At 73.1% G+C, this 23456-nt stretch carries 18 protein-coding genes; 10 read left to right on the top strand and 8 right to left on the bottom strand.

Annotation, left to right across the window (positions count from 1 at the left end):
• Positions 1-252: 252 nt before the first annotated feature.
• The 4 genes from ACWAT2_RS18085 to ACWAT2_RS18070 form a co-directional block, all read right to left on the bottom strand.
• Positions 253-858 carry a DUF6318 family protein gene (locus tag ACWAT2_RS18085; RefSeq protein ID WP_402377909.1) on the bottom strand — a complete coding sequence of 202 codons (606 nt, stop codon included), beginning with the start codon at positions 856-858 and terminating at the stop codon, positions 253-255.
• 146 nt (positions 859-1004) lie between these two features.
• Positions 1005-2420, bottom strand: a complete 1416-nt coding sequence (locus ACWAT2_RS18080; protein WP_402377906.1) for an LCP family protein — start codon at positions 2418-2420, stop codon at positions 1005-1007.
• A gap of 4 nt (positions 2421-2424) precedes the next feature.
• Complete coding sequence (locus ACWAT2_RS18075) at positions 2425-3780, bottom strand: LCP family protein (protein ID WP_402377903.1); 1356 nt, start codon at positions 3778-3780, stop codon at positions 2425-2427.
• A gap of 75 nt (positions 3781-3855) precedes the next feature.
• Positions 3856-5976 (bottom strand): peptidoglycan recognition protein family protein, encoded by a 2121-nt coding sequence (locus ACWAT2_RS18070; protein WP_402377900.1) that lies wholly within the window; start codon positions 5974-5976, stop codon positions 3856-3858.
• Between the two features lie 173 nt (positions 5977-6149).
• Here ACWAT2_RS18070 and ACWAT2_RS18065 point away from each other — a divergent pair, with 173 nt between their 5' ends.
• Positions 6150-7463, top strand: a complete 1314-nt coding sequence (locus ACWAT2_RS18065) for a UDP-glucose dehydrogenase family protein (RefSeq protein ID WP_402377898.1) — start codon at positions 6150-6152, stop codon at positions 7461-7463.
• Between the two features lie 4 nt (positions 7464-7467).
• Here the strand turns inward: ACWAT2_RS18065 and ACWAT2_RS18060 are convergent, their stop codons facing one another.
• Entirely contained in the window at positions 7468-8193 is a 726-nt protein-coding gene (locus ACWAT2_RS18060; RefSeq protein WP_402377895.1) for a TIGR03089 family protein, read from the bottom strand.
• Positions 8194-8367: 174 nt separating this feature from the next.
• Between ACWAT2_RS18060 and ACWAT2_RS18055 the strand changes: the two genes are divergently transcribed.
• Genes ACWAT2_RS18055 through ACWAT2_RS18045 form a run of 3 tightly spaced genes read left to right on the top strand, consistent with a single transcriptional unit; the run spans position 8368 to position 13631 of the window.
• Positions 8368-8703: a WhiB family transcriptional regulator gene (locus tag ACWAT2_RS18055; RefSeq protein ID WP_402377892.1), complete on the top strand. Its 336-nt coding sequence runs from the start codon at positions 8368-8370 to the stop codon at positions 8701-8703.
• 48 nt (positions 8704-8751) lie between these two features.
• Positions 8752-12036 (top strand): glycosyltransferase, encoded by a 3285-nt coding sequence (locus ACWAT2_RS18050; RefSeq protein WP_402377889.1) that lies wholly within the window; start codon positions 8752-8754, stop codon positions 12034-12036.
• The gene (locus tag ACWAT2_RS18045; RefSeq protein ID WP_402377886.1) at positions 12033-13631 is read left to right on the top strand and encodes a DUF5719 family protein; all 1599 of its coding nucleotides are present in this window, start codon (positions 12033-12035) and stop codon (positions 13629-13631) included. The genes ACWAT2_RS18050 and ACWAT2_RS18045 overlap by 4 nt, the downstream gene beginning before the upstream one ends.
• A gap of 35 nt (positions 13632-13666) precedes the next feature.
• Here ACWAT2_RS18045 and ACWAT2_RS18040 read toward each other — a convergent pair whose 3' ends face one another.
• The gene (locus ACWAT2_RS18040; protein WP_402377883.1) at positions 13667-14122 is read right to left on the bottom strand and encodes a metallopeptidase family protein; all 456 of its coding nucleotides are present in this window, start codon (positions 14120-14122) and stop codon (positions 13667-13669) included.
• Positions 14123-14189: 67 nt separating this feature from the next.
• Between ACWAT2_RS18040 and ACWAT2_RS18035 the strand changes: the two genes are divergently transcribed.
• Positions 14190-14558, top strand: coding sequence for a DUF3499 domain-containing protein (locus ACWAT2_RS18035; protein WP_402377880.1), 369 nt, complete (start codon positions 14190-14192; stop codon positions 14556-14558).
• Positions 14559-14568: 10 nt separating this feature from the next.
• Here the strand turns inward: ACWAT2_RS18035 and ACWAT2_RS18030 are convergent, their stop codons facing one another.
• Together ACWAT2_RS18030 and manA are read right to left on the bottom strand one after the other, a co-directional pair.
• The gene (locus ACWAT2_RS18030; protein WP_402377877.1) at positions 14569-15834 is read right to left on the bottom strand and encodes an ATP-grasp fold amidoligase family protein; all 1266 of its coding nucleotides are present in this window, start codon (positions 15832-15834) and stop codon (positions 14569-14571) included.
• A 75-nt stretch (positions 15835-15909) separates the two neighbouring features.
• Positions 15910-17109: a mannose-6-phosphate isomerase, class I gene (gene manA, locus ACWAT2_RS18025; protein WP_402377874.1), complete on the bottom strand. Its 1200-nt coding sequence runs from the start codon at positions 17107-17109 to the stop codon at positions 15910-15912.
• Positions 17110-17204: 95 nt separating this feature from the next.
• Here manA and ACWAT2_RS18020 point away from each other — a divergent pair, with 95 nt between their 5' ends.
• The 5 genes from ACWAT2_RS18020 (at position 17205) to ACWAT2_RS18000 (ending at position 23455) form a co-directional block, all read left to right on the top strand.
• Positions 17205-18650 (top strand): phosphomannomutase/phosphoglucomutase, encoded by a 1446-nt coding sequence (locus ACWAT2_RS18020; RefSeq protein WP_402377915.1) that lies wholly within the window; start codon positions 17205-17207, stop codon positions 18648-18650.
• Positions 18647-18847 (top strand): Trm112 family protein, encoded by a 201-nt coding sequence (locus ACWAT2_RS18015; RefSeq protein WP_402377871.1) that lies wholly within the window; start codon positions 18647-18649, stop codon positions 18845-18847. The genes ACWAT2_RS18020 and ACWAT2_RS18015 overlap by 4 nt, the downstream gene beginning before the upstream one ends.
• A gap of 143 nt (positions 18848-18990) precedes the next feature.
• Positions 18991-20544 (top strand): glycosyltransferase, encoded by a 1554-nt coding sequence (locus ACWAT2_RS18010; RefSeq protein ID WP_402377868.1) that lies wholly within the window; start codon positions 18991-18993, stop codon positions 20542-20544.
• Positions 20541-21950 carry a glycosyltransferase family 29 protein gene (locus ACWAT2_RS18005; RefSeq protein ID WP_402377865.1) on the top strand — a complete coding sequence of 470 codons (1410 nt, stop codon included), beginning with the start codon at positions 20541-20543 and terminating at the stop codon, positions 21948-21950. Before ACWAT2_RS18010 ends, ACWAT2_RS18005 begins: the two co-directional genes overlap by 4 nt.
• Entirely contained in the window at positions 21947-23455 is a 1509-nt protein-coding gene (locus tag ACWAT2_RS18000) for a polysaccharide pyruvyl transferase family protein (RefSeq protein WP_402377863.1), read from the top strand. Before ACWAT2_RS18005 ends, ACWAT2_RS18000 begins: the two co-directional genes overlap by 4 nt.
• Position 23456: the final 1 nt, after the last annotated feature.

The raw sequence follows: 23456 nt of genomic DNA, 5'->3' as shown, positions 1-23456 counted from the left end.
CCGTCCGCGGTGGTGGCGATGTTGCAGGTGTGGGTGTCGGTGCGGAAGTAGCGGTCGCGGGGGCCGTCGTCCTCGGACGTCGCGGGGTTGGCGCCCTCGCCGACGCCGCCGACGTGCGCGGTGTTGCTCTCGTCGTCGACGTAGCCCTGATAGCCCGGAGGCGAAGACGGCGATGGAGAGTCGAGGGCGCTGGTGGTGCGGGTGTCGCGCTCAGTGCGAGCGAAAAACAGAGGGTTGCGAGTCGAACAGCGTTCATGCGTCGTCCCGATCGAGATGCTCGGCGCCGACCACGTTGACGATGACCCAACGATCGCGCTGGTGGGTCACTTCGATGCGCTGTTCGGCAACCACAGCGTCCTCGCTGAACACTTCGTCACCTTCCTGATTAGTGATGGTGACTGGTTCGACTTCCACACTGATGTCGATGGGCCAGATGCCGGTGGGTTCATCTTGCTCGTAGGTGTGCAGGATCTCCACGGTCATTTCGCCGCCATGAAATTCATCCCCGTTCTCGGCGATGGTCCGGGCCTGTTCGAGCCGCTTGGTGCACGTGCTGCATTCCTCGTGCGACATCGCCTCCCATTCGGCGGTGTCGCCTGTCTTCATCATGTGGTCGTCGAGGCTGAGGAAGTACTTCGCGGCGGCCTCGGCACCCTGGTAGCCGTCGTCATCCATCTCGGCGGGCCGCTCGGGAGCGATCACGACCGGAGCGGGTGAGGACTCGACGGGCGAGGGCGACGGGCTCGAGGTGGCCTCCGCCGTCGTCCCTGGCTCTGTGGGTGCGGGTTCGGCGGTGGTGCATCCGGCGAGCAGCAGCGCGACCAGCGCGGCCGCACCGAGGATGGTGGCACGGGACATCAAGGGTTCCTTCACCAGGGGAGTCGACGGCGACATCCACGACACCGTAGCGAAACCACAGGTCCCTTGCGCGCCCCTGTGGACAACGTCTCGCCCACTGGAACGAGCGCTCCTACCTCGGCCGTTGTCCTACTACCTCGGCGGGGTCAGAGACCGCCGACCGTCGAACCCGGCTCGAGGTTTCCGTCGCGAAGGTCCGCCCAGAACTGGTCGGCGTCCTCGGCGAGCAGGACGGTCGAGCCGACGCCGCCACCCGGGTTGTAGCCGGGGTTGGCGATCGGCGGCGTGCCCGTGACCCCTTCGGGACCGGTCGCCCCCTTGAAGGCGAGAGCGAGCCGTCCCAGGTTGAACAAACCCGTCTTCTGGTCGACCACCAGGGCGTCCGTCCCGGCGCCGACGAGCTGGACCTGGTCGATCGGGTTGAGGAGCACGCTCGGCTGCACGGCCGTGTCGGCGATGCCGGCGATCACCTGCTGCTGCCGCTCGCCCCGCCCGATGTCGCCCTTGGGGTCCGAGTACCGCATGCGGGAGAAGGCGAGCGCGGTGGCGCCGTCGGACTGGTGGCATCCTGCCTCCCAGACCAGCTCGGACTTCGGGTCGTCGACGTCGTAGTCGAGGCAGAGCTCGACGCCGCCGACGGCGTCCACGATCTCCTCGAGGCTGCCGAACCCGACCTCGGCGTAGTGGTCCACGGTGAGGCCGCTGAGAGCCTCGACGGTCCGCACGAGCAGGGGCGCGCCGCCCCAGGCGTAGGCGGCGTTCACCTTGTTCATGCCCTCGCCGGGGATCTCGGCGTAGGTGTCGCGAGGGATGGAGATGAGCGCGGTCGGGCCGCTCCGCGGCTTGTGCAGCACCATGATCGTGTCGGTGCGAGCGCCGGAGGTGCCGTCGTCGACGCCGCCCGAGCCGCGGGCGTCGGACCCGGCGAGCAGGTACGTGGTCCCCGGCGTCCCCTCGGCGTCCGAGAGGGCGTCGGTGTGCTGGATCTGCCCGTCGGCCCAGATGATGAGGCCGATCGGCCAGGCGAGGAGCAGCACCAGGACGAGGAGGAACGCGAGCCCGGCGACCCGACGCTTGCGCACCCGGAACCCGCCCGGACGGTTCCGCCCGGGTCCGGAGGGGCCGCGCCCCGACCCGCCACCGTTGCCGCGTGCTGCGGCGGGCGTGGCGGCGGCTGCCGGCGGACGCTGCCGGGCAGGCATGACGCGTGTCCCGGAGTCGCCGGCGGGTCGTCGGGCGGCGGGCTGCCCCGCAGGCCGCGGTGCATTGGTCCGCGAGCTGCCGACGGCGGGGGCGTACGACTGCGGCTGCCGCGAGGGCGCCGCGGACCGGCGTTGCGGTGCCTGCGGCGTCACGGGGATCTCGCGCGACGACTGCCGGCGGACGCGGGGCTCGCGCGACTCCATCGGCACGGCGTCGTCACGGCGTCCCACGCGGCCGCCGGGACGTGGCCGGGCGGAGCCGGCGCCGCCGACCGAGATGGCGTCGCCGGTCTGCTGGGGGCGCGAGCTGTGGCCGCCGGTGGGCGTGAAGCTCGGGGGGATGCGTCGCTCGTCCGTCACGAGATCACCCGCAGACCGAGGTGACGTCGGCGCCCGTGAAGGCTTCGGCGCCGGCCTCACGGGTCTCGGTGGGTTCCGGCTCCGGCTCGGCGTCCGTGGCGTCCTCGTTCTCGTCGGCCGGCTGCTCGCCGGACCCGTCGGTCGTGTCGTTCGCCGTGTCGTCCTCGTCCGCCGCGTCGTTCGCGGACTCGTCGTCGGTCGAGCCGTCCTTGCCGGCTGCGCTCTCCTCGTCCGCCGGCTCCTCCTCGATCACGTCGCTCAGTGGACGGTCGTGCTTGAGGTTGTCGAACACCGTCACCGCATCGTCGGTGAGCACCACGTTGTTGGGGTTCGACGGGTCGTACTGCCACGGGACCGTCATGAAGGCGATCGTGTCAGGTCGCAGGCCGCGGGCGCTGTACGCCAGCCCGGCGAGTCCTTGGATCGAGCCGAGGTTGCTGCTCATCGTGAGCGAGTCGGTCACGGCTCCGAGGAACTGCAGGAGCTGCGGGGAGTCGGTGAGCAGGTTCTGGCCGAGGACGGTGCGCGCGAGGGCGGCCATGAGCTCCTGCTGGCGGCCGATCCGGCCGATGTCGGAGCCGTCGCCGAGCCCCTGGCCGGTCCGGGCACGGGCGTACTTCAGCGCGGTCTCGCCGTCGAGCTTCTGCGTGCCCGCGGACAGCACGAGGTTGTCCGCCTTCTTCGACGAGATGTCGTTCGGGATGCACATCTCGACGCCGCCGAGCGCCTCGATCATCTTCTCGAACCCGGCAAAGTCGACGACGATGAACCCGTCCATGCGCACGTCGGAGATCGTCTCGATCGTCTTCATCGTGCACAGGGCGCCGGACTCGACGTCGCCGCCGGTCATGACGCCCTGGGCGAAGGCTCCGTTGAACTTCGTCCCGTACAGCGGCGCGGTCTCCCCGCCGGAGGACGTGGGACACGCGGGGACGTCGATCGTCGTGTCGCGCGGGATCGACATCAGCTCCACGCGGGACCGGTCGGCGGAGATGTGCATGATCATCGTGGTGTCGGACCGGGCACCGTCCGTGCCGTCGTCGACCACGCCGGCGTTGTCGCCCCCGCGGGAGTCCGAGCCGAGCAGCAGGACGTTGAGGGGCGACCCCGCGGACGGGTCCTCAGGGACGACGACCTCGGGGCGGTCCGAGCCCAGTGCGGCGTCGGCGTCGACGGTCTGGATGTTCCCCGTGAGCTTGACGGCCGCCGTCGCGGCCCCGACGCCCGCGAAGGCGACGGCCGCGGTCGCCACCATCCCGACGGCGCGCACGAGCGAGTGCCGTCGCAGCGTCCGGGCGTGCGCCGGCCCGCGGGACGGTTCGTCCCGTGGCGCGACGTGGCGGGCAGGCGTGTGGTTCACGATAGGTGAGCATAGATGCCTTGGACGTCGGTGCTGCGGTCCCCCAGGTCCGATGCGGTAGAGGAACTGTGAGGGTCAGAGCCGCGAACCCACCGAGAACTGCTTCTTGGTGACCTTGAGGATGACGTGCACCTTGGGCATCGACCCTCCGTTGACCTGGCGGGCACGAGCCTTCGACACGGGCCGGAGCACGCCGTTGCGCAGGATGTAGATCTGGCTCTTGCCGTTCTGGCGCACGGCCACGACGCGGCTCCAACCGCCGGAACGCGGCACCTCGGACTTGAGCGCCTTGCGCCAGTCCTGGCTCTTCGTCGACGACCGGAACTTCCCGGTGCCGTCGGTCCGTGCGAGTCCGCGCGTCGTCAACAGGAACGAACGGCCGTTCTTGCCCTCGACGACGCCCGTCGTCTTGCCGATGTTCGGCAGCCGGGCCATGCTGCCGCGGTCCAGGTAGCCGCGGTCGAGGTCGCCGAGGGGCGTGTTCTTCTGCAGGTAGTTGCCGATCTTCCCGCTGTGCTTGCGGCCGTTGATGATGAGCCGGTCGTTGCCGTTGCTGCGGTTGGTGACGATGACGCCCGGGCGAACGATCGGGTTGCCGTACGGGAGCCTCCTGAGCGCGTCGGGATGCAGGGACACCGAAGAGGAGGATTTCTTGGCGCGCCGGAGCGAGGCGGTGTCGAAGGCTTCGCGCTTGCTGCCGGTGCCGATCCAGAAGAGTCGGCCGTTGCTCCGGACGGTGCGCTGCAGGCGGCTGCTCTTGATGAGGCCCTTCCACGTCGTGCTGCTCACCTTGCGCGCGCTGCTGCACCGCTCGCCGTAGTGCTTGACCACGGAGCAGTACGCCAGGTGCTTGCGGCCGTTCTCCACGAGCGCGACCTTGCCGCCGGGGTTCCGGATGAAGCTCCCGTCAGGGATGTTGCCCTGGAACTGCCTGGCTGCGGCTCGCTCCTGCGCGGCGGTCGCGCGGCGGCGGATCTCGCCCAGCTTCTTGTAGAGCGTGCGGCCCGGGCAGGCGGTCTGCGCGACGTTCCGGTGCCCGTGGATGCGTTGCTCGCGGGTGCCGTTGATCTTCACGGACCCCTTCGCGCGGACGCCGTGCAGCGAGAGCTTCCAGGCGGCCAGGCTGACGACGGCGCTGACGGCGGACTTGGAGACCGTCGCGTTCTCGTAGTTGCCGAGCACCGAGATGCCCGTGGTGTTCGTGTTGTAGCCGAGGGCGTGGCCACCGATGGTCTGCTTGGTGACTCCTCCGGAGCGCCCTTCCCAGATGCGTCCGTACTTGTCGACGAGGAAGTTGTAGCCGATGTCGCCCCAGCCCCGCGTCTTGGCGTGGTAGGCGTAGATCCCGCGGATGATGGCCGGCACCTTGGACTTCGAGTAGTTGTTGGTGCCGGCGGTGTGGTGGATCGTCGCCGCGCGGATCGAACCCCGCTTGGGCTTCCAGGTCATCATCTTCTCGTTGGCGCCCCACGCCTTGCGCGAGTTGATGGACGGCCGCGGGGTCACGGCGCTCACCGCAGCGACGGACGCGCCACCGGGCGAGACGCCCTCGGGCGGGGTGGGCACGTCGTCGTCCGCGGGGGACGTGCCGGGGTCGACGACGGTGAGCTTCAGGTCGTGCACCGGCTCCGTGCCGGAGACCCGTGCCTGGACGCGTGCCACGTCGCCGACGACGACGGGTTCGGTGCCGTCGAGCGTGCCGTCGGGCGCGGGCTCTGCCGAGACCTCCTCCCAGGCGTCCCAGCCGGCGTCGCCGTCGGCCGGTGCTTCGGGGTCCGCGCTGGTCCGCACCTCCACGACGATGGCGCCCTCGGCGACGTCGCCGGACCACGTGACGCCGACGACGGCGAAGCCGGTGGCGTCGGCCGTCGCGACCTGGGGCTCGGCCTCGAGGGCGAGCAGGGGGACGACCTCGTCGGAGTCGGCCCCGCCCTCAGCCTCGCCGTCGCCTGTGGCCACATCCTCGGCCGGGACGAACTCCGCCTCCTCGGACTCGGGCGTCACGGGTCTCGCGGCGGCCGGGTCCTCGGCGGTCCCGTCGGCCGCCTCGACGGCCGCGGGCGCAGCGGCCGCGGGCGCAGCGTCGGCGGCGGGCGCGGCCTGCGCACCCGGCGGCACGAGGAGGGCGAAGGAGAGCAGTCCGACGACTCCGGTGGCGAGTGCAGACCGGGTCCTGGAGAGAGGGTGACGGTTCACACAGCGCACGCTACGTTCGGCCGAGTGGTTGCGCAGGGCGACATCGGACCGGTCCGGATGTGGTCGGCATGTCGGGTCCGTCCGGTTGGGTCGGCGGAGTGTTCACGCGCACGCCAGCGGGTTCACCCGCCCTGGCCGCCCGGACGCAACCGGGTGTCCCTAGACTCGCCAGCATGCGGATCTCGGTGATCGGGCTGGGCTATCTCGGTGCGGTCCATGCGGCGGCGCTCGCGGCATCGGGCCACGACGTCGTCGGTGTGGACGTCGATCCGGAGAAGGTCGGTGCCCTGGCGCTCGGCAAGGCACCCTTCTACGAACCGGGCTTCGACGAGCTCCTCGTCGACGCCATGCGCAGCGGCCGTCTGCGGGTGGGTACCGACGTCGGGGCGGCGGCCGGCTGCGCGGTGCACTTCGTGTGCGTGGGTACCCCGCAGGCTGCCGGGTCGTCCGCCGCGGACCTGCGGTACGTGGACGCGGCCGTCGAGTCGCTGCTGCCGCACCTGGCGGTGGGGGACGTCGTCGTGGGCAAGTCGACCGTGCCGGTCGGGACCGCGGGGCGCCTCGCCGGGGTCGTCTCGGCCGCCGTGCCCGGTGCCGTCCTGGCGTGGAACCCGGAGTTCCTCCGGGAGGGCCACGCGGTCGACGACACGCTGCACCCGGACCGGATCGTCTACGGGGTGCCCGACGGCGAGGCGGGGGAACGGGCCTCGCGGCTGCTGGACGAGGTCTACGCCGTCCCGCTGGCAGACGGGATGCCGCGGATCGTCACGGACTACCCGACGGCGGAGCTGGTGAAGGTCGCGGCGAACTCGTTCCTGGCCACCAAGATCTCGTTCATCAACGCGATGGCCGAGCTGTGCGAGGTCGCCGGTGGTGACGTGACCCAGCTCGCGGACGCGATCGGGCACGACGTGCGGATCGGGCGGCAGTTCCTCAATGCGGGGCTGGGCTTCGGGGGTGGTTGCCTGCCGAAGGACATCCGCGCGTTCACGGCCCGTGCCGAGGAGCTCGGCGCCGGCGAGGCGGTCGCCTTCCTCGGGGAGGTCGATCGCATCAACGGCCGACGTCGTGAGCGGATGGTCGAGCTGACGGCCGAGATGCTCGGTGGTTCGGTGGTGGGCCGTCGCGTGGCGGTGCTGGGTGCAGCCTTCAAGCCGGAGAGCGACGACGTGCGCGACTCGCCCGCCCTCGAGGTCGCGACGCGGCTGCACGAGGCGGGTGCGGACGTCGTGGTCACCGATCCCCAGGCCGTCCCGACGGCCCGCCTGCGCGCGCCGCAGCTCGCCTGCACCGAGGACGTGGACGAGGCGCTGCGGGGCGCCGACGTCGTCCTCTTGCTGACCGAGTGGCGCCAGTTCCGCGACCTCGACCCGGTGCGGGTCGGCGAGCTCGTCGCCGGCCGGACGGTGCTCGACGGCCGGCAGGCGCTGGATCGCGCGGCCTGGGAGGCGGCGGGCTGGCGCTATCGCGCGCTCGGGCGCAGCTGAGCGGTCAGGACCGGGTGATCTGCTCCGAGGTGACCAGCCGCTCGAGCCGGGACGCGTCCTGGGCGAGCTCGCGGGCGGTGGCGGCTGAGGTGAGCACCACGGACCCGCCGCGTGCCCACACGTCGACGGTCTCGCCGAGCACGCGGCGCACGGTTCCCGCGCCGCGGACCAGCGCGCGCCCGGCGTCGTCCCCGGCACCGGCCGCGCCGTCGGCACCCGGGAGCGCCGAGAGCGGTGCGGGTCGCCCGGCCGCGGGGTCGAACCCGATGGCGTCGCCGTAGGTCATGACCGCGGCGGCGGCGTCGATCGCCTCCGGCGGCAGGTCGCCGTCGAACCGGCGGGCCAACGCGGGCAGGGCGACGGCCACAAGCTCGGCGGTCGTGCCCGCCCAGCGATCGGGCCGGGAGGTCACCACCACGTCGGGTGCGTCCGCGTCCGCGGCGTCGGCGTCCGGGTCGCGCAGCACCACGGCGGCGGCGCACCGTGCGGCCGCCAGCGCCCACACGGTCTGGCGCCAACCGACCGGCAGGTCGACCACGACGTCGGTGCCCGGCCCGGCGTCGAACTCCTCGACGAGCAGGTTGACGGTCTTGGAGACCCAGTTGCCGAGGACCGCCCCGGACAGCTCGATGCGTTCGCCGTCGTCGCCGTACCAGGTCAGGGCAGGTCGTCCGCCGGTGGCGACGAGGCGCTCGAGGAGGTCGGTGACGGTGCTGGGTGGAGTGCTCACGGCGTCAGCCTACGAGCAGCCGCGCGCCTCAGGCGCACCTCAAGTGCACCTCAGACAGTTGTGAACACGACGTGCAGTTTGGCGGCTTAGCACATTTCGGCTTGACGACCCGGAAAGACACGCGTGTAATTCCAGGTATGCAGTTTCCGACAGAACGGCATGGAGGGGCACGCCATGTGGAACTTGCTCGACGGGGACGAGGCCTTCCCGTCTGATGTGATGAGCGAGCCGGACCGGGTCGCACCGGTCCTGCCGCTGTTCGGCCAGGACGTCGTCGAGGACGACGCGACCCTGCTGGGGTGGCAGGAACGAGCTCTGTGCGCCCAGACCGACCCGGAAGCATTCTTCCCTGAGAAGGGCGGGTCGACGCGCGAGGCCAAGAAGGTCTGCGCATCCTGCGAGGTCCGGTCCGAGTGCCTGGACTACGCGCTCGAGAACGACGAGAGGTTCGGGATCTGGGGCGGGCTGTCGGAGAGGGAGCGTCGCAAGCTGAAGCGGCGCGCCGTCTGACGGATATCCCACGCGGTCCGCCTTGCGCGCCGCATCATGGCGGACAGGATGACTGCTCCGCACCTGACCCAGGCACCCCGGCACGACGAGGACGCGACCGACGGCGCGGCCCTCGACACGACGACGTCCCGGGGCGGGACCGGCCGTGTCGCGGTCACCGTCACGACCGTGGTCGTCACCCAGGGCCGCACCCGCTTCCTGCAGGCGACGCTCGACGCCGTCGCCGCACAGGACCGCGCGCCGGAGGACGTGGTCGTGGTCGACGTCGACACGACCGAGTCCACCGCGAGCCACACCGACCTGCGCATGGGCGGGCGCCGGTTCGTCGGCGGTGCGGGAGCACGCACGCTCGGCGAGGCGGTGGACCATGCCCTCGCTGTGACCGACCTCCCGCCGTCCACCTGGCTGTGGATCCTGCACGACGACTCGGTCCCGGCACCCGACGCGCTGGGCCGGCTGCTGCGCGCCGTCGAGCACTCGGCCGCCGTCGCCGTCGCCGGGTGCAAGCAGCGTCGGTGGCACGTCGAGGACGACGGGCCGCAGGCCGCACCCGACCCGGAACGCCCCGGGCTGCTCGTCGAGGTCGGCTACACCGTCTCGCCCCTGGGCCGGCGGATGACCGGGCTCGACGACACCGAGATCGACCAGGGTCAGCACGACGCCCGTGAGGACGTGCTGGCGGTCGGGCTCGCCGGGGCGCTGGTGCGGCGCAGCGTGTGGACCACGCTCGCGGGCACCGACCCCGAGCTCGGCAGGTTCGGCGACAGCCTCGACCTCTGCCGCCGTGCACGCCTGGCCGGGCACCGCGTCGTGGTGGTGCCGGACGCCGTCGTGCACCACGCGCAGGCCTCCTTGCGCGGACTGCGGGGCAACCGTGTCCCCGCCGGGGCCACGGCGTCCGCGTACGCCCGGCGGCGCAGCCAGCTGTACGCGCGCCTCGTCGGTGTCCCGTTGCCGCTCCTGCCGGTCGCGGCCGTGGCCATGCTGGTGTGGGCGCCCTTCGCCGCGGCCTACCGTCTCGCCCTCAAGCGCCCCGCGCAGGCCCGGGACGAGCTCGTCGCCCCGATCGTCACCGTCCTGCGGGTGGTGCCGTGGGTCCGGGGACGACGGCGCGCCGCCCGGACCCGCACCCAGCCCCGGCGGGTCCTGCGCCCCCTGCGGGCGAGCTGGCGGCAGGTCGTGGCCGAACGCCGGGACGCCCGCCTCGCCCGCACCGAGGCCCAGCGGGTCGTCTGGCAGCCGAGCGACCTGGAGCGCCACGAGCTGCGCGGGCTGGCCCGCCGCCGTCGGACGGCGCTCGCGCTGGTCCTGCTCGCCGCCGTCGCGGTGGCCGGCGCGGCGTTCGGGCCGTGGCAAGGCGTCCTCGCCGACGGCGGCCGCGTCGTCGGCGGTGCGCTCCTGCCCGCGCCCGCCGACCTCGCCACGGCGGTCGAGGCCGCCACCTCCGGCTGGGTGCGCGACGGTCTCGGGACCGGCGCACCCGCCGACCCGGTGCTCCTCGTCCTCGCGTTCCTGACCGCCGTCACCGGCGGCAGCGCGCAGCTCGTCGTGAACGCGCTGGTCGTGGCGGCGCTCCCGCTCGCGGCGCTGGGCGGCTGGTTCGCCGCCGGAGTGGTGACCCGCTCGGCCTGGGCCCGGGCAGCCGCCGCGCTGGTCTGGACGGCCGCGCCAGGCTTCCTGGAGAGCCTCGGGACGGGACGGGTCGGCGCGCTGCTCGCCCACCTGACCCTGCCGTGGGTGCTTGTCGCGGTGGCCCGCGCCGTCGGTGCCCACGCCCGTGACGCGGTAGGACCGCCCGCCGCACGGCGCGGCTCGCTCGGTGCCGCCGCCGCTGCGGGCCTGCTCCTCGCCGTCGCCGTCAGCGCGGCCCCCGTGCTGCTCCCGGTGGCCGTCGTGGCCGTGGTCGGCGGGATCGCCGTCGCGTGGCGGCAGTGGCGGCGCCTGCTGCTCGTGCTCCTGCCAGCCGTGGTCGTGCCGCTGCCGTTCTGGTGGCACGCCGTGGCGACCTGGTCGGAGGGCGGGTGGCGTCCGCTGCTCGCCGAACCGGGGGTGCCGTTGCCGACACCCTCGCCGGACGGGCTCATGCTGCTCCTCGGCCACCCCACGGCGCCCACGCCGTGGCTCGCGGGGACCGCGCCGGACGACGGCCCGCTCGCGCTGGTGCTGGCTGCCGGCCCGTGGCTCCTCGGCGCGGGCGTGCTGGCGCTCGCGGTCGTCGGGCTGCTCGTGCGCCGCCGCGTCGTGGCCTCACGGCTCGGCATCGCGCTCGCCGTCGTCGGCCTCGTCGCCGCGCTGCTGGCCGCCGGCACGACGGTCGCCTCCGGCCAGGCCGCGGACGGGATGAGCGCCGCCGTCCACGGCTGGCCCGGGGCAGGGCTGTCCGTGCTGCTGCTCGGGCTCGGGCTCGCCGCGCTGGCCGCCGCACCCGCTCCCGGGGAAGGCCGCACCCGGCGGGTCGGCGTCGGCGCGCTGGCCGCGCTCGCGCTCGTCCTGCCCGTCGGCGGCCTGGCCGTGTGGTGGCTGGACGAGGCGCAGGGCGCCGACTCGGTGGCCGACCTGCAGGTCACCGACGCGGCCGTCGTCCCGGCTGTCGGGCAGCAGATGCAGTCGCCGCCGCGTGCGGCCCGGGTGCTCCAGCTCGACCGCACGGACGGCGTCGTCGACTACACGCTGCTGCACGCGGACGGCTCGAGCCTGCTCGACTCGTCCGTCGTCGTGCGGGCCCGGGACGCCGGTCTCGCGCCCGGCCCGGCCCGCGACGACGTCGCCGGGCTGGACGAGCTCGTCGCCCAGGTCGCCGTCGGCCGGGCCCCCGACCTCGCGGCCCGGCTGTCCGCGCTGGGGGTCGGCGCGGTCCAGCTCCCGCCGGAGGGCGACCCCGAGCTGGTGACCACGCTCGACCTCGTGCCCGGGCTGGCTCGGGTCACGGAGGGCGCCGTGCTGCTGTGGCGGGTCGGCATCGAGGACGTCCCGCCACCGGGCTGGGCCTCCGTGCTCGACGACGTGCCCGACGAGGGCGCCGTCGAGGCACCGGGACGTACTCTCGCGGCGGACGGCACCGCCGTCGACGACCGCGTCGGGGACGGCCCCGGCGACCGCGTCCTCGTCCTCGCCGAGACGGCCGGTCCGTGGTGGCGGGCCGAGCTGGACGGCCGTCGGCTCACCGCGGTCGAGGTGGACGGCCGGCAGGCCTTCGAGCTGGGCGGTGAGGCAGGACACGTCACCGTGGCCCACGAGGCGTCCTCGCGACCGCCCTGGTTCGCCGTCGCCGGTCTGGTGCTCGTCGCCTACGTGCTGCTCGCGCTGCCCGTCGCCCGCCGGAGGCTCCGATGAGCCGGCTCGTGCGCGCAGGACGCGCGACCGTCGCCGTCGTCTCCGGCCTCGCCGTCGTGGGCGTGCTGGGCGCGACCGCCGCCGTCGGCGACCAGTGGGTGGGCCGGTGGACGGGTGCGACCCAGGCAGCGCTCGACGCCGGCACGCGGGAGGTCCCGGTCGAGCCCGCGGAGCGGTTGTCGGTGTGCCCGCCGCCGGTCCGGCTCCCGGACGGCGCCGACGTCGGCGACGAGGAGTTCGACGCCGCACCGGTGCGCACACAGACCACGCTCGGTGCCGCCGTCGGCGGCGCCACGGACCTTCCTGGCCTCACGGCGCTGGACGGCTCGGGCGACGAGCCACTGACCGAGGGTGCCGGTGCGGCGGTGACGTCCGGGCCGGCCGACGAGGTGCGGGTGCTGCACGCGCAGCCCTCGGCGGCCGACCCGCTGCGGACCTCCGCCGCGGTGGCGTCGCTGACGACGGCGGGCGACCTGCGCGGGCTCGCCGCCGCGTCCTGCGCCACGCCCAGCACCTCGCACTGGCTGGTGGGCGGCAGCAGCGAGGTGGGGGCCAGCGCGCTGCTCGCGGTGCAGAACCCCAGCCCTCGGCCGGCGTCGGTCGCGCTCGAGGTGTTCGGCCCGTCCGGGCGTGTCGCCGTGGGTGGTCAGTCGGCGTTCACCGTGGCGCCGGGGGAGCAGGTCGTGACGCGCCTCGACTCGCTCGCCCCCGAGCAGCGCAGACTCGCCGTGCACGTGCAGGCCACCGGCGCGCGGGTGACCACGTCCCTGCAGAGCCAGGGCATCGACGGTCTGCTGCCCGCGGGGACGGACCTCGTCCAGGCGGGCGCCGAGCCGGCCGACACGCTGAGCGTCAGTGGCGTGGTCAGCCGCGGCGAGGCGGCCGACGACGAGCATGCCGCGACCATGTGGCTGCTGGCGCCGGAGGGTGCCGGCACCGCCGACGTGCGCGTCTACGGCCCGGACGGACGGGTGACCCTGCGCGGGGCGGAGCGGGTCGCCCTCGCCGCCGATGACGTCGTCGGCGTCCCCCTGGGCGGCCTGGAACCGGGGCCCTACACCGTGGTGGTGGACGCGGACGTCCCGGTGGTCGGGGCAGCACGCTTCGCCGTGCCCGGCGCTCTGGACGAGGACGCCGTGGTCGACGGCACGCCGTACGACGTGGCGTGGAGCGCCGGCCGGACGCTCGGCGCGCCGGACGAACCGACGTCCGGCCAGGTCGCGCTGCCCCGTGGCGCCGACGGCGCGACGCTCGTGCTCGCGGGCGTCCCGGCGGACCGAGGGGTCGACGACGCTCCCTCCGGCGACGTGGTCGCCACGGTGCGCGGCCTGGACCAGGACGGCACGGTGGCGGCCGAGCAGGAGGTCACCGTGCCGGTCGGCGGCACCGTCGAGCTGCCCGTCGCGGACGTCGAGGCCGTCACCGCGGTCACCGTGGAGGCAGAGGCGGCCGGTGACGCGGCCCTGGTCTGGTCGGTACGCCTGGCCGCAGCGGATGCCGCGCAGACGGCCGACGCGCTCGTCGCGACGCTCGACCCGACGCCCACGGTCGTCGCGCCGGGCGGCGTCGCCGTGCGGCGGGTCGACGCGTGGTGACCTGACGGGCGACCCGGGACGGGCGCCCGATCCGTTCAGCGCGCCCCGAAGCCGGGGTCGATCTCCTCCGGCGTCCGCGCCAGCAGATGTGCCACCTGCTCGACGACGACCTCGTGCACCAGCACCGCGAGGTCCTCGACGTCCATGGCACGTGACTCGACCGGCCGCCGGTAGACGACGATCCGTGCCGGCTGGCCCGCCTCCGCGGGGAAGAGCCGGCCCAGCGGCACCCCGCCGGACTCCCACGGCGCCGGGTCCGACGGCGGGACGTCCTCCACGGCGAGCTCGGTGCCGCTCACCGCCGGCCAGGACCTCTCCACGCGAGCGAGCGCGTCCAGCACCAGGTCGTCGAACCGCTCGGCGCGGGTCCGGCGCGCGGGCGCCCCCGGTGGCATCAGCGGGCCACGGATGCCGCGGCCCCGGCGGTCGCGACGGCGCAGGCCACGGGGAGCGGGGGAGTCGCGCGGGGGCGTCAGGTCGAAGCTGCTCACCGTCCGAGCGTAGCCACGACCGGCGCGCCTGGAGCGGGGAGGGCGCACCCGGAAGTATTCTCCCGGCGTGAGATCGACCAGGCAGTGCTCGCGCACGGCATGCACGGAGGCTGCTGTGGCGACCCTCACGTACGTCTACGCGGACTCCACCGCGGTGCTCGGACCGCTCGCGCAGCACGCCGAGCCCCACAGCTACGACCTGTGCTCCGTGCACGCCGAGCGGTTGACGGCGCCCCGCGGCTGGGAGGTCGTCCGGCTGCAGCCGGAGTTCGCCGTCCCGCCGCCGTCCAAGGACGACCTCTCGGCGCTCGCCGAGGCCGTGCGTGAGGCCGGCCGCGGCCGCCGGACCGACGCCGCGCCGTCGCCCGCCGAGCCGAACGTCACGGAGACCGCCCGCCGGGGCCACCTGCGCGTGCTGCGCGCCGAGCCGGACTGATTTCAACGCGTCAGGTGGTGGGCTGCTCCGGCTCGTCGTCGTGGCGGAACGGCATACCCGCAGCAACCTCGATGTCGAGGCGGGTCTGGGCATCCTCCCAGAGCTGACCGAGGAACCGATCATGCTCCGCGGTGTAGACCTGGCTACCACCCGGTGCGGGGGTGAACTCCCCGAAGACGGGACCTTCGGGGGTCTCGTAGAGATCGACGCGGACGAACGGCAACCGCGTCGCCAGTGAGAGTCGTCGTGCGGCCTCGAGCATCTGCGGCAACGAGTCAGGCACCGGGATCGCCGGGTCGACGACGCGATCGGTGGTCAGTGCACCAAGATCCTCCCCGTCGGCGGACAGGTAGCGGTATCGCGCGGTCGAGGTGCGTCCGTGCTTGTCGGCGCGGCGGAGAAGCACGTGCCCGACCTGGCCGAAGAACATGTAGAACTTGACGTCGTCGGGAATCGGGCTCCCGTCCATGCCATGCAGCAGGGTCTCCACGAAGTAGGGCGGCCGTACGTGGTCGTAGAGGCGACGCCGGCCGTTCTGTGCCACTTGATCGCGCAATCGTTCCTGCAGTTGTGCCGTGGTGACCAGTTCATCGGTGGTGATGACCGAGAAGCGATCATCAGTGCGCCGGGCAAGGGGCCAGACGGCGCGAGATGTCGCTCCACCAGCGGACTTCAACACGAACTGGTCCGGCAGGCCGGTCAGGTCGATCAGATCCACGTCGGGCCACGATGCGAGCACGCCCGGTGTCGCCACACCGTGGAGATGTGCGAGCACCTGCATGCGGGCCTTGTCCACGATCCCGTCGCGCGGTGAGCCGGGTGCTTGCTGGTCGAGGAGCCGACGTTGGCACAGGAGCATGCGCCGGAACGAGGGCTCTGCGTCAGAGCGATCGCGGCCTCGATCCATGGCCCGTGCCGCATCGAGCCGGGAGCGCGCCGTGGTGAGCGCGTCGACGAGCTCCGTCTCCCGCTTCTCGAACCGTCCCGCTCGTTCGCGGGCTGAATCGCGCTGGGAGCGCAGGCGCTCGGCCTGCTCTCGCAGCTGCTGACGTCGGGTCCGCAGCTCGGCGCGTTGAGTGCGCAGCTGTTCGACATGTTCGCGGAGCTTTTCGACCTCTGCGCGCAGCTTTTCGACCTGTTCGCGCTGGCGTGCGATCTCAGTGTCGCGCCGCCGGACAGAGGGAACACGGTGCCAGAGCCGGGCGACCGCACGGTGGGCTCGTCGGGGGATCACTGTTGGGGTTACGCCTCTCACGGTGTCGACCTGACCTCGCACTACGGGTGCGGACGGGCTGAGCCTAGCCCTCCGCAGCTTCGGCGATCGCCAACCGTGACCGTTGCGCTGTCGAGATCAGGGGACCCAGGCGCAGACGACGTGCCCCCGGCCCGAGACCCGCAGGGCGCCCGCGTCGTGCGGCACGAACACCGACCCGCCGCGGGACAGCGGCGTCGGGCGCGGCACGGCCGCTGCGTGCAGCTCGACCTCGCCGTCCAGGGTCAGGACGACGCGCGGACCGGAGCCCGGCAGGTCCGCACCTCCGGCGACGTCGGCCAGGGTGAGCGCGAACTCGGTCACCGGCGCGCGGTAGGTGTGCACGCCCCCCTGGGCGCCCGACGTGGTGCGCTCGGGGACGGCAGGCGGTCGCGGCGCGAACGACGCGCACTCCAGCAGTGCCTCACTGTCCACCCGCTTGGTCGTCAGGCCGGCGCGCAGCACGTTGTCGCTCGAGGCCATGACCTCCACCGCGAGGCCCGAGAGGTAGGCGTGCACCTCGCCCGGGGGCAGGAACAGCGCCTCACCGGGGTCCAGGGTGACCCGGTTGAGCAGCAGCGAGGCGAGCACGCCCGGGTCGCCGGGATGCTGCTCGGCGAGCGCCAGCACCGTGGCGTCCGCCCGGGCCGACGGCGACCCGGACGCCAGGCGGTCGCGTACGGCCTCGACGGTGGTCGCCACCTCGCCGGGGCACTGTGCCGAGGTGCGGGCCGAGAGCAGGTGGGTGAAGGCCGACCGGACGCCGGCGGGGGAGCGGTCCGTCTCCAGCGCGGTGCGCATCTGGGCGACCAGGGGGCCGTCGAGCCCCGCCAGGAGGTCCAGGACCGTCCGCGGGGTGCGGAAGCCGGCGAGGCCGTCGAACTCGGTGAGGGCGACGACCATCTCGGGCTTGTGCTGGTCGTCGTGGAAGGAACGCTCGGGGGAGCCGGGGGCGATGCCGAGGCGGTTCTCCCGGTTGAATCCCGCACGGGCGAGGTGCGGCCTGGGGTGCACCTGCAGGGACAGCGCACGGTCGGCAGCGAGGATCTTGAGCAGGAACGGCAGCCGCGGGCCGAACCGGTCGGAGACCTGCCGTCCGAGCATCGCGTCCGGCGCCGACCGGACGAGCTCGTGCAGCGGCACACCGCCCGCCCGGCTCGGGGCGCTGTGGTGGGCGCCGAGCCACAGCTCAGCCACCGGCCGCCCGTCGGGGACCGTCCCGAGGAGCGCGGGGATACGCGTCGGCGAGCCCCAGTCGTAGCGCCGCAGCGAGTTGTCGAGCAGATGCAGCGCGGTCACGGCCTCAGCCAACCACAGGACGGCGGACCCGGAGGGGTGAAGCCTGCCACGGACGGCCGGCTCGCGGCGGGTTGCCGCTGCCGGTGCGCCGTAGGCTGTCCGGTGTGACCGATCTTTCGAGCATCATCAAGGCGTACGACGTGCGTGGCGTGGTCCCCCAGGAGCTCTCGCCGACCGTGGCGCGGGCGATCGGCGAGGCGTTCGCGCGCGAGGTGGTGGCGCCGGAGGGTGCCTCGCGGGTCGTGGTAGGTCATGACATGCGTGAGTCGGGCCCTGGTCTGGTCGAGGCGTTCGCCCAGGGTGTGACGTCGCAGGGTGTGGACGTGGTGCGTATCGGCCTCTGCTCGACCGACGGTCTGTACTTCGCGTCGGGGTCGATGGACGCGCCGGGGGCGATGTTCACCGCGTCGCACAACCCGGCGCGGTACAACGGGATCAAGCTGTGCCGGGTCGGGGCACGACCGGTGGGGCAGGACTCGGGGCTGGCGCAGGTGCGCACCCGGGCCGAGGAGATCCTCGACGGTGCTGCCGGGCCCGACGGCGCCGAGACGACGCCGGGCGTGATCGGCGACGTCGACCTGCTGGCCGAGTATGCCGCGTTCCTGCGGGGCTTGGTGGACGTCACGACGGTGCGGCCGCTGAAGGTGGTCGTCGATGCGGGCAACGGGATGGCGGGGCTGACCGTCCCGGCGGTGCTGGGCACCGCGGCGGGTCTGCCCGCGCTGCCGCTGGAGATCGTGCCGTTGTACTTCGAGCTGGACGGCACCTTCCCGAACCACGAGGCCAACCCGCTGGAGCCGGCGAACCTGGTCGACCTGCAGGCCGCGGTGGTGGCGCACGAGGCCGACGTCGGTCTGGCGTTCGACGGTGACGCGGACCGCTGCTTCGTGGTCGACGAGCGCGGCGGTGCCGTCTCGCCGTCGGCGGTCACGGCGCTGGTCGGGATGCGTGAGATCACCCGTGAGCTGGCCGCGGGCCGCACCCCGACGATCATCCACAACCTCATCACGTCGCGCGCGGTGCCGGACCTGCTCGGCGCCACCGATGCTCGCCTGGTGCGCACCCGGGTGGGGCACTCGTTCATCAAGGCCGAGATGGCCTCCCACGACGCGGTGTTCGGCGGGGAGCACTCGGCGCACTACTACTTCCGCGACTTCTGGTTCGCCGACACCGGCATGCTGGCCGCGCTGCACGTCCTGGCTGCCCTCGGCAGCCAGCCGCACCCGCTGTCCGCGCTGGCCGAGATGTACACGCCCTATGCCGCCTCCGGGGAGATCAACTCCACCGTGACCGACGTCGCCGAGGCGGCCGAGCGCGTGCGCGAGGTCTACACGCGCGCCTACCCCGAGGCGGTCGTGGACACCCTCGACGGCATGACCGTCTCCCACTGGGACGGTCAGCACCCGCGGTGGTGGTTCAACCTGCGTGCCTCCAACACCGAACCCCTGCTCCGGCTCAACGTCGAGGCGGCCGACGAAGACATCATGATCAAGCTGCGCGACGACGTCCTGTCGCTCGTGCGGGAGGAGAAGGACGCATGAGCGAGACCGGAACGCCCTGGATGGACCCGTGGGTGCGCTCGGTGCTGCGCTGCCCGGTGACGGGCGCGGAGCTCGTCGACGCCGTCGGGCCCGACGGCGAGCCCGAGCTGCACTCCACCGATGCGCAGCGCCCGCTCGCCTACCCGGTCCGGGACGGGATCCCGGTGCTGCTGGAGCCGGAGGCACGGGCCCTCTGACCCGACCTGACGGGGGCACGCCGGCCGGGCCGATGACGTGCGGATGAACCGCAGGTGCCCCTCGGGCGAACAGTGGTCGGCGACTCGCCCCACGGTCGCCGAACTGCTGCTTCGGTGACGTCTGGCCTGGTTACGCTCACGCCGTGCCTCGACAAGATACGGCTGTCGTCCATTTCGTCCGCAGCCTGGACGCCCGGATCGCGGGCGGAGCCAGGGCCGTCCTGGAGCGTGCCGGGATGTTCGCGCGGAGCGGTTGGTCCAGCCACCTGGTCGTCACCGGGGTCGTCAACGAGCGTGACGTCGCCATGGCACGGCAGGCAGGGCTGCTCGACCCCGCACTCCATGTCCACGCCTACCTGCACGAGGCGCCCTCGTGGCAGGACCTGCAGGAGGCCGGCAAGAGGGCACCGCTGGCACCGGCAGCCGTGCTGGGGCGGGGGGTCTCGCTGATCCGCCATGTCGAGACGGACGAGTCCCGTCGCGTCGTCGAGACCTCGGTGGACGGCGTCGTGCGCCGCCAGGAGGTGACGTCCCGCAACGGACGTCGCACGCGACGCGTGAGCCTGTACGACGAGCACGGTCGCCGTACCGAGAACTGGCTCTACATCGACGGCGCCCCTGTCGTGACCAGCGAGATCGACCCGGGCACCGGACGGTGGCTGCGGTCGGACTACATCGCCGAGGGCCGGTACCGGTGGGCGACCGTCGGGTACGAACCGCCGCTGGGCACCGCACCGGCGACGTTGCACACCACGGGGGAGCGCACCGACGTGGGCACGGTGCTCGCACGGTGGCTGGACCGCGAGTTCGCGGCCTGGGCGCAGGTCGTCGTCTTCGCCGACGGGGAGAACGTCTGGCAGCGCGCGCTCCGGCGGATGCGGCACCCCGGGGTTCGCGGCGTGAGCGTCCTGCACAACTCCCACCTCGGCGAACCGTACGACGCCACGGCCGGGACGAAGCCGCACTGGGACGGACTCTTCGACGACCTGACGAACGTGCGCACGATGGTGTGCCTGACGAGCCGTCAGCGGCAGGACCTCATCGAGCGGTACGGGGACCTGCCGCTGGAGATCGTGCACCACGCGGTGCCCGCCCCCCGCGAGCGCCCGGCCGTGCCTCGAGGCCGACACCTGGTCTTCATCGGCCGTCTGGCCGAGCAGAAGCGGATCGAGCACCTCCTGGAGGCCTTCGCGGCGGCCCGCAGGACGGTGCCGGACGCGCGGCTCGAGATCTACGGGTCGGGACCTCTGGAGGACGAGGTCCGCCGGTGGATCTCGGAGCGCGGGCTCGAGGGCGCGGTCGATATGCGCGGGCACACGGCCGACCCGTTGGGCGCGTTCGCCGCGGCCCGCGCCGCCGTGATGACGTCCCGCTACGAGGGCCTGCCGCTCACGCTGACCGAGGGCATGGCGGTGGGCACACCGTTCATCGCCTACGACCTCAACTACGGCCCGGCCGAGGTGATCCGCGACGGGACGGACGGCTTCCTGGTGCCGGCCGGGGACGTCGAGGCGTTCGCCGACCGGATCGTCGCCGTCCTGCGCGACGACGGCCTGGCGAAGCGTCTGAGCACAGCGGCACGAGACGTCGTCCGCCGCTTCTCGGCAGGCCGATATCGACAGAGCTGGACCCGTGTCCTGGACGACGTGGCGGACGGTGCCGGCACCGGCCGGGCTCTCGTGAAGGAGGAGGCATGAGCGCCAGGCAGCGCGCGGTGCGACGGGTCGTGGGCATGGTCGGGCAGCGTGCGGCGACCGCGCTGGCGAGGGTGGCGCCGACCTCGGGACCGGCACGCCGGGCGGCCGACAACGCCGCGTTCCGGGAGCTGGCGCTGGAGCAGACCGGAGGTGGGACGGATGCACTGGCCCGGTCGCGCGAGGAACTGGCCCGGCAGGTGCGGAAGACCTCGCCGTCCGGGAGTCGGCTCTGGCTGCGACTGTCCGTCGGAGAATCGAGCTGGTGGGGCCTGCCGGGCGTCGCGAGCCGGTCGTTCGCCGTCGCCGAGGCTGCGGTGGACGCCGGCCGTCTCGACCTCGCCGACGCGGTGCTCGCCGTGATGGAGCGGTCCCGGCCGGAGTACTCCAAGGTGCTGCACCTGAGGGGCACGCTCCACGCGACGCGAGGCGACTGGGCTGGCGCGCGGGAGTGCTGGGAGGTGGCGGAACGGCGCGGCGGGGGCGACCCGGACGCCGTCGGACGGAGGGTGGCCGACGAGAAAGCCCGCGCCCGCGTCCGCCGGCTCGTCGAGCAGGTGCCGGGTCATCTCCCCGCAGTCCAGGACGGAGCCCCCGGTGCGGCCGCGTATCGCCGGGCGGTCGGGCTCGCACCGAAGTTCTTGCGGTCGTGGGCGTTCGACCGGGCCGTGGAGGAGTTCATCGCCCGTTCGAGCGCCGCCGCCCTCACCGACGGCCTGACCCCCCTGATGGACGCCTGGACGAGGATCGGGGCCAAGCACGTCGCCCTCGCGCCGCCGGAGCTGGTCACCGAGACGGAGTGGGTCGACGTCGAGGGATTCGCCGACTATCTCCGGGGGAGGTCGGTGGCACTCGTCGCGAACTCCCCGGCGCTCCTCACGGCGGAGCTCGGCGAGCTGATCGACTCCTACGACGTCGTGATCCGCTTCAACTCGTTCGTGATCGACCCCGTCCACACCGGTGAGCGGACGGACGTCCACGTGGCGTTCCACAAGTACGACTTCAACCTCGACGTCCCGGTGGACGTCCGCATCATGGTGTCGGGGGAGCCGACGCTCTGGAGGGAGTCGGTCAAGGTCCGGGCCGTGCCCGGCCGGCAGCGGATGCTGGGTGATCTCAGCCTGCGGTGGCCGGCGCCGAGCCTGGGCCTGATCGGCGAGGACGACCCGTTCAAGCTGCCGACGGCCGGCTTCAACATGCTCCGCCTGCTGCTGCACCTGGACGTGTGCCCCGTCGTCGACCTGGTCGGGTTCGACTTCTACCGCTCCGGGATGCTGCGCGTCGACGGAGCGCAGAGCATCCCGCACTCGTCCGGGCACGACTCCCGGGCCGAGCAGGAGTGGATCATGGCCCACGCGGCCGCCACCGACTCTCATGTCATCTCGATGAAGACGAGGACTGCCGCATGACCGCCGCCGAAGCGACCTTCTCCGAGCTGCTCGGCCGTGCGGACGATCTCGCCCAGGACGCCGACCACGAGGGAGCGCTCGAGGTCCTCGCCGAGCTGGCGGCGCGGCCCGGCGTCCTCGCGAACCCGCGGTACGTCTTCCTCCTCTCCCGGGTGCTGCGGGCGACGAGTCGGTACGACGCCGCCGACGACGTGCTCGCGCTGCTGCACAAGGACGACTTCCTCGTGAGCCGGGCCGAGACCGAACGGGCGCAGATCGCCTGGATCCGGCACCGGTACGAGCGCGGCGTCGAGCACGCGACGCACGCCGTGCGGGCCAACCCGGGCAACGCGGCGGCACACGCGGTCCTGCGCCGCGTCCGGGCTCCGATCACGCCCGCGCCGGAGACGGCACCCACCGGAGGTGTCGCGCACGCCGCGTTCTACGTCTCCGACGGTGGCAACTTCGGCGACCTGGCTCTGCCGCTCGCCGTCAGGGCGGCGTTCGTCGAGGCAGCGGGACCCGTCGACTGGCTCCCCGTACACGTGCACCAGGTCTTCGACGAGGAGCGCCTCGAGCTGACCAACGCACAACGGGCTCTCGTGGTCGGTGGCGGCGGCCTGTTCCTGCCAGACACCTCGCCCAACGGCAGCTCCGGATGGCAGTGGAACGTCCCGCGGGCGATGCTCGAGCGTCTCGACGTCCCGTTCGCGGCGTACGCCGTCGGCCTCAACCTCTTCGCAGGGCAGCGGTTCCACGGTGACCTGTTCCGCTCGAGTCTGGAGGCGTTCACCGAACGAGCCCAGTTCCTCGGCCTGCGCAACCACGGGTCCGTCGACCGCGTGCGCGAGATGCTTCCCTCCCACCTGCAGGACAAGGTGCGGTTCGTCCCGTGCCCGACGACGGTCCTGCAGCGCATCCGCCCGGGCCTCCCGCCGGTCGAGGTCGGGACCGGCCGGGTGCTGGTGAACGCCGCCTACGACCGGTCGTCGCGCCGGTTCGGTGGCGGCTACGAGACGTTCCTCGCGCAGATGGAATCCTTCATCGGGCAGGTCTCGGCATCGGGCGCCGAGGTCCGGTTCGCCTCGCACCTACCGGGGGACGAGCGGTTCGTGCGGGACCTTGCGGCGCAGCACGGCCGCGAGCTGCCCGTGGACCGGCTGAACCTCATGTCCCCGGAGCAGGGATTCGCGCACTACCGGCGCGCCAGCCTGGTGGTCGGCATGCGCGGCCACGCCTCGATGATCCCCTTCGGCCTGGGCACGCCGATCCTCAGCATCGTCTCGCACCCGAAGATGCGGTACTTCCTCGAGGACGTCGGTCGGCCGGAGTGGGCGTTCGACGTCGACCGCGCGGACCTGGGCATGGCTCTGGCCGGACGGGCGCAGGACGTGCTGGCGCACGAGCAGCGGTACCGGGCCGACGTCGCGCAGCTCCAGTCCGCGCTGCTCGAGCCGATCGAGAAGGCCGCCGCCGACCTGCTGGCGAACGCGTCCGTCCGAGAGGACCGACGACTGGTGAGCTAGC

It is taken from the genome of Isoptericola sp. GX10416 (assembly GCF_056590155.1).
This window is presented reverse-complemented; position numbering and strand designations above follow the sequence as displayed.

What these genes read in the sequence shown, in the direction of transcription:
- ACWAT2_RS18085 (WP_402377909.1), bottom strand. Translation starts at nt 858, where the DNA reads ATGTCCCGTGCCACCATCCTCGGTGCGGCCGCGCTGGTCGCGCTGCTG.
- ACWAT2_RS18065 (WP_402377898.1), top strand. Translation starts at nt 6,150, where the DNA reads ATGCGGATCTCGGTGATCGGGCTGGGCTATCTCGGTGCGGTCCATGCG.
- ACWAT2_RS18055 (WP_402377892.1), top strand. Translation starts at nt 8,368, where the DNA reads ATGTGGAACTTGCTCGACGGGGACGAGGCCTTCCCGTCTGATGTGATG.
- ACWAT2_RS18050 (WP_402377889.1), top strand. Translation starts at nt 8,752, where the DNA reads ATGACTGCTCCGCACCTGACCCAGGCACCCCGGCACGACGAGGACGCG.
- ACWAT2_RS18045 (WP_402377886.1), top strand. Translation starts at nt 12,033, where the DNA reads ATGAGCCGGCTCGTGCGCGCAGGACGCGCGACCGTCGCCGTCGTCTCC.
- ACWAT2_RS18015 (WP_402377871.1), top strand. Translation starts at nt 18,647, where the DNA reads ATGAGCGAGACCGGAACGCCCTGGATGGACCCGTGGGTGCGCTCGGTG.
- ACWAT2_RS18005 (WP_402377865.1), top strand. Translation starts at nt 20,541, where the DNA reads ATGAGCGCCAGGCAGCGCGCGGTGCGACGGGTCGTGGGCATGGTCGGG.
- ACWAT2_RS18000 (WP_402377863.1), top strand. Translation starts at nt 21,947, where the DNA reads ATGACCGCCGCCGAAGCGACCTTCTCCGAGCTGCTCGGCCGTGCGGAC.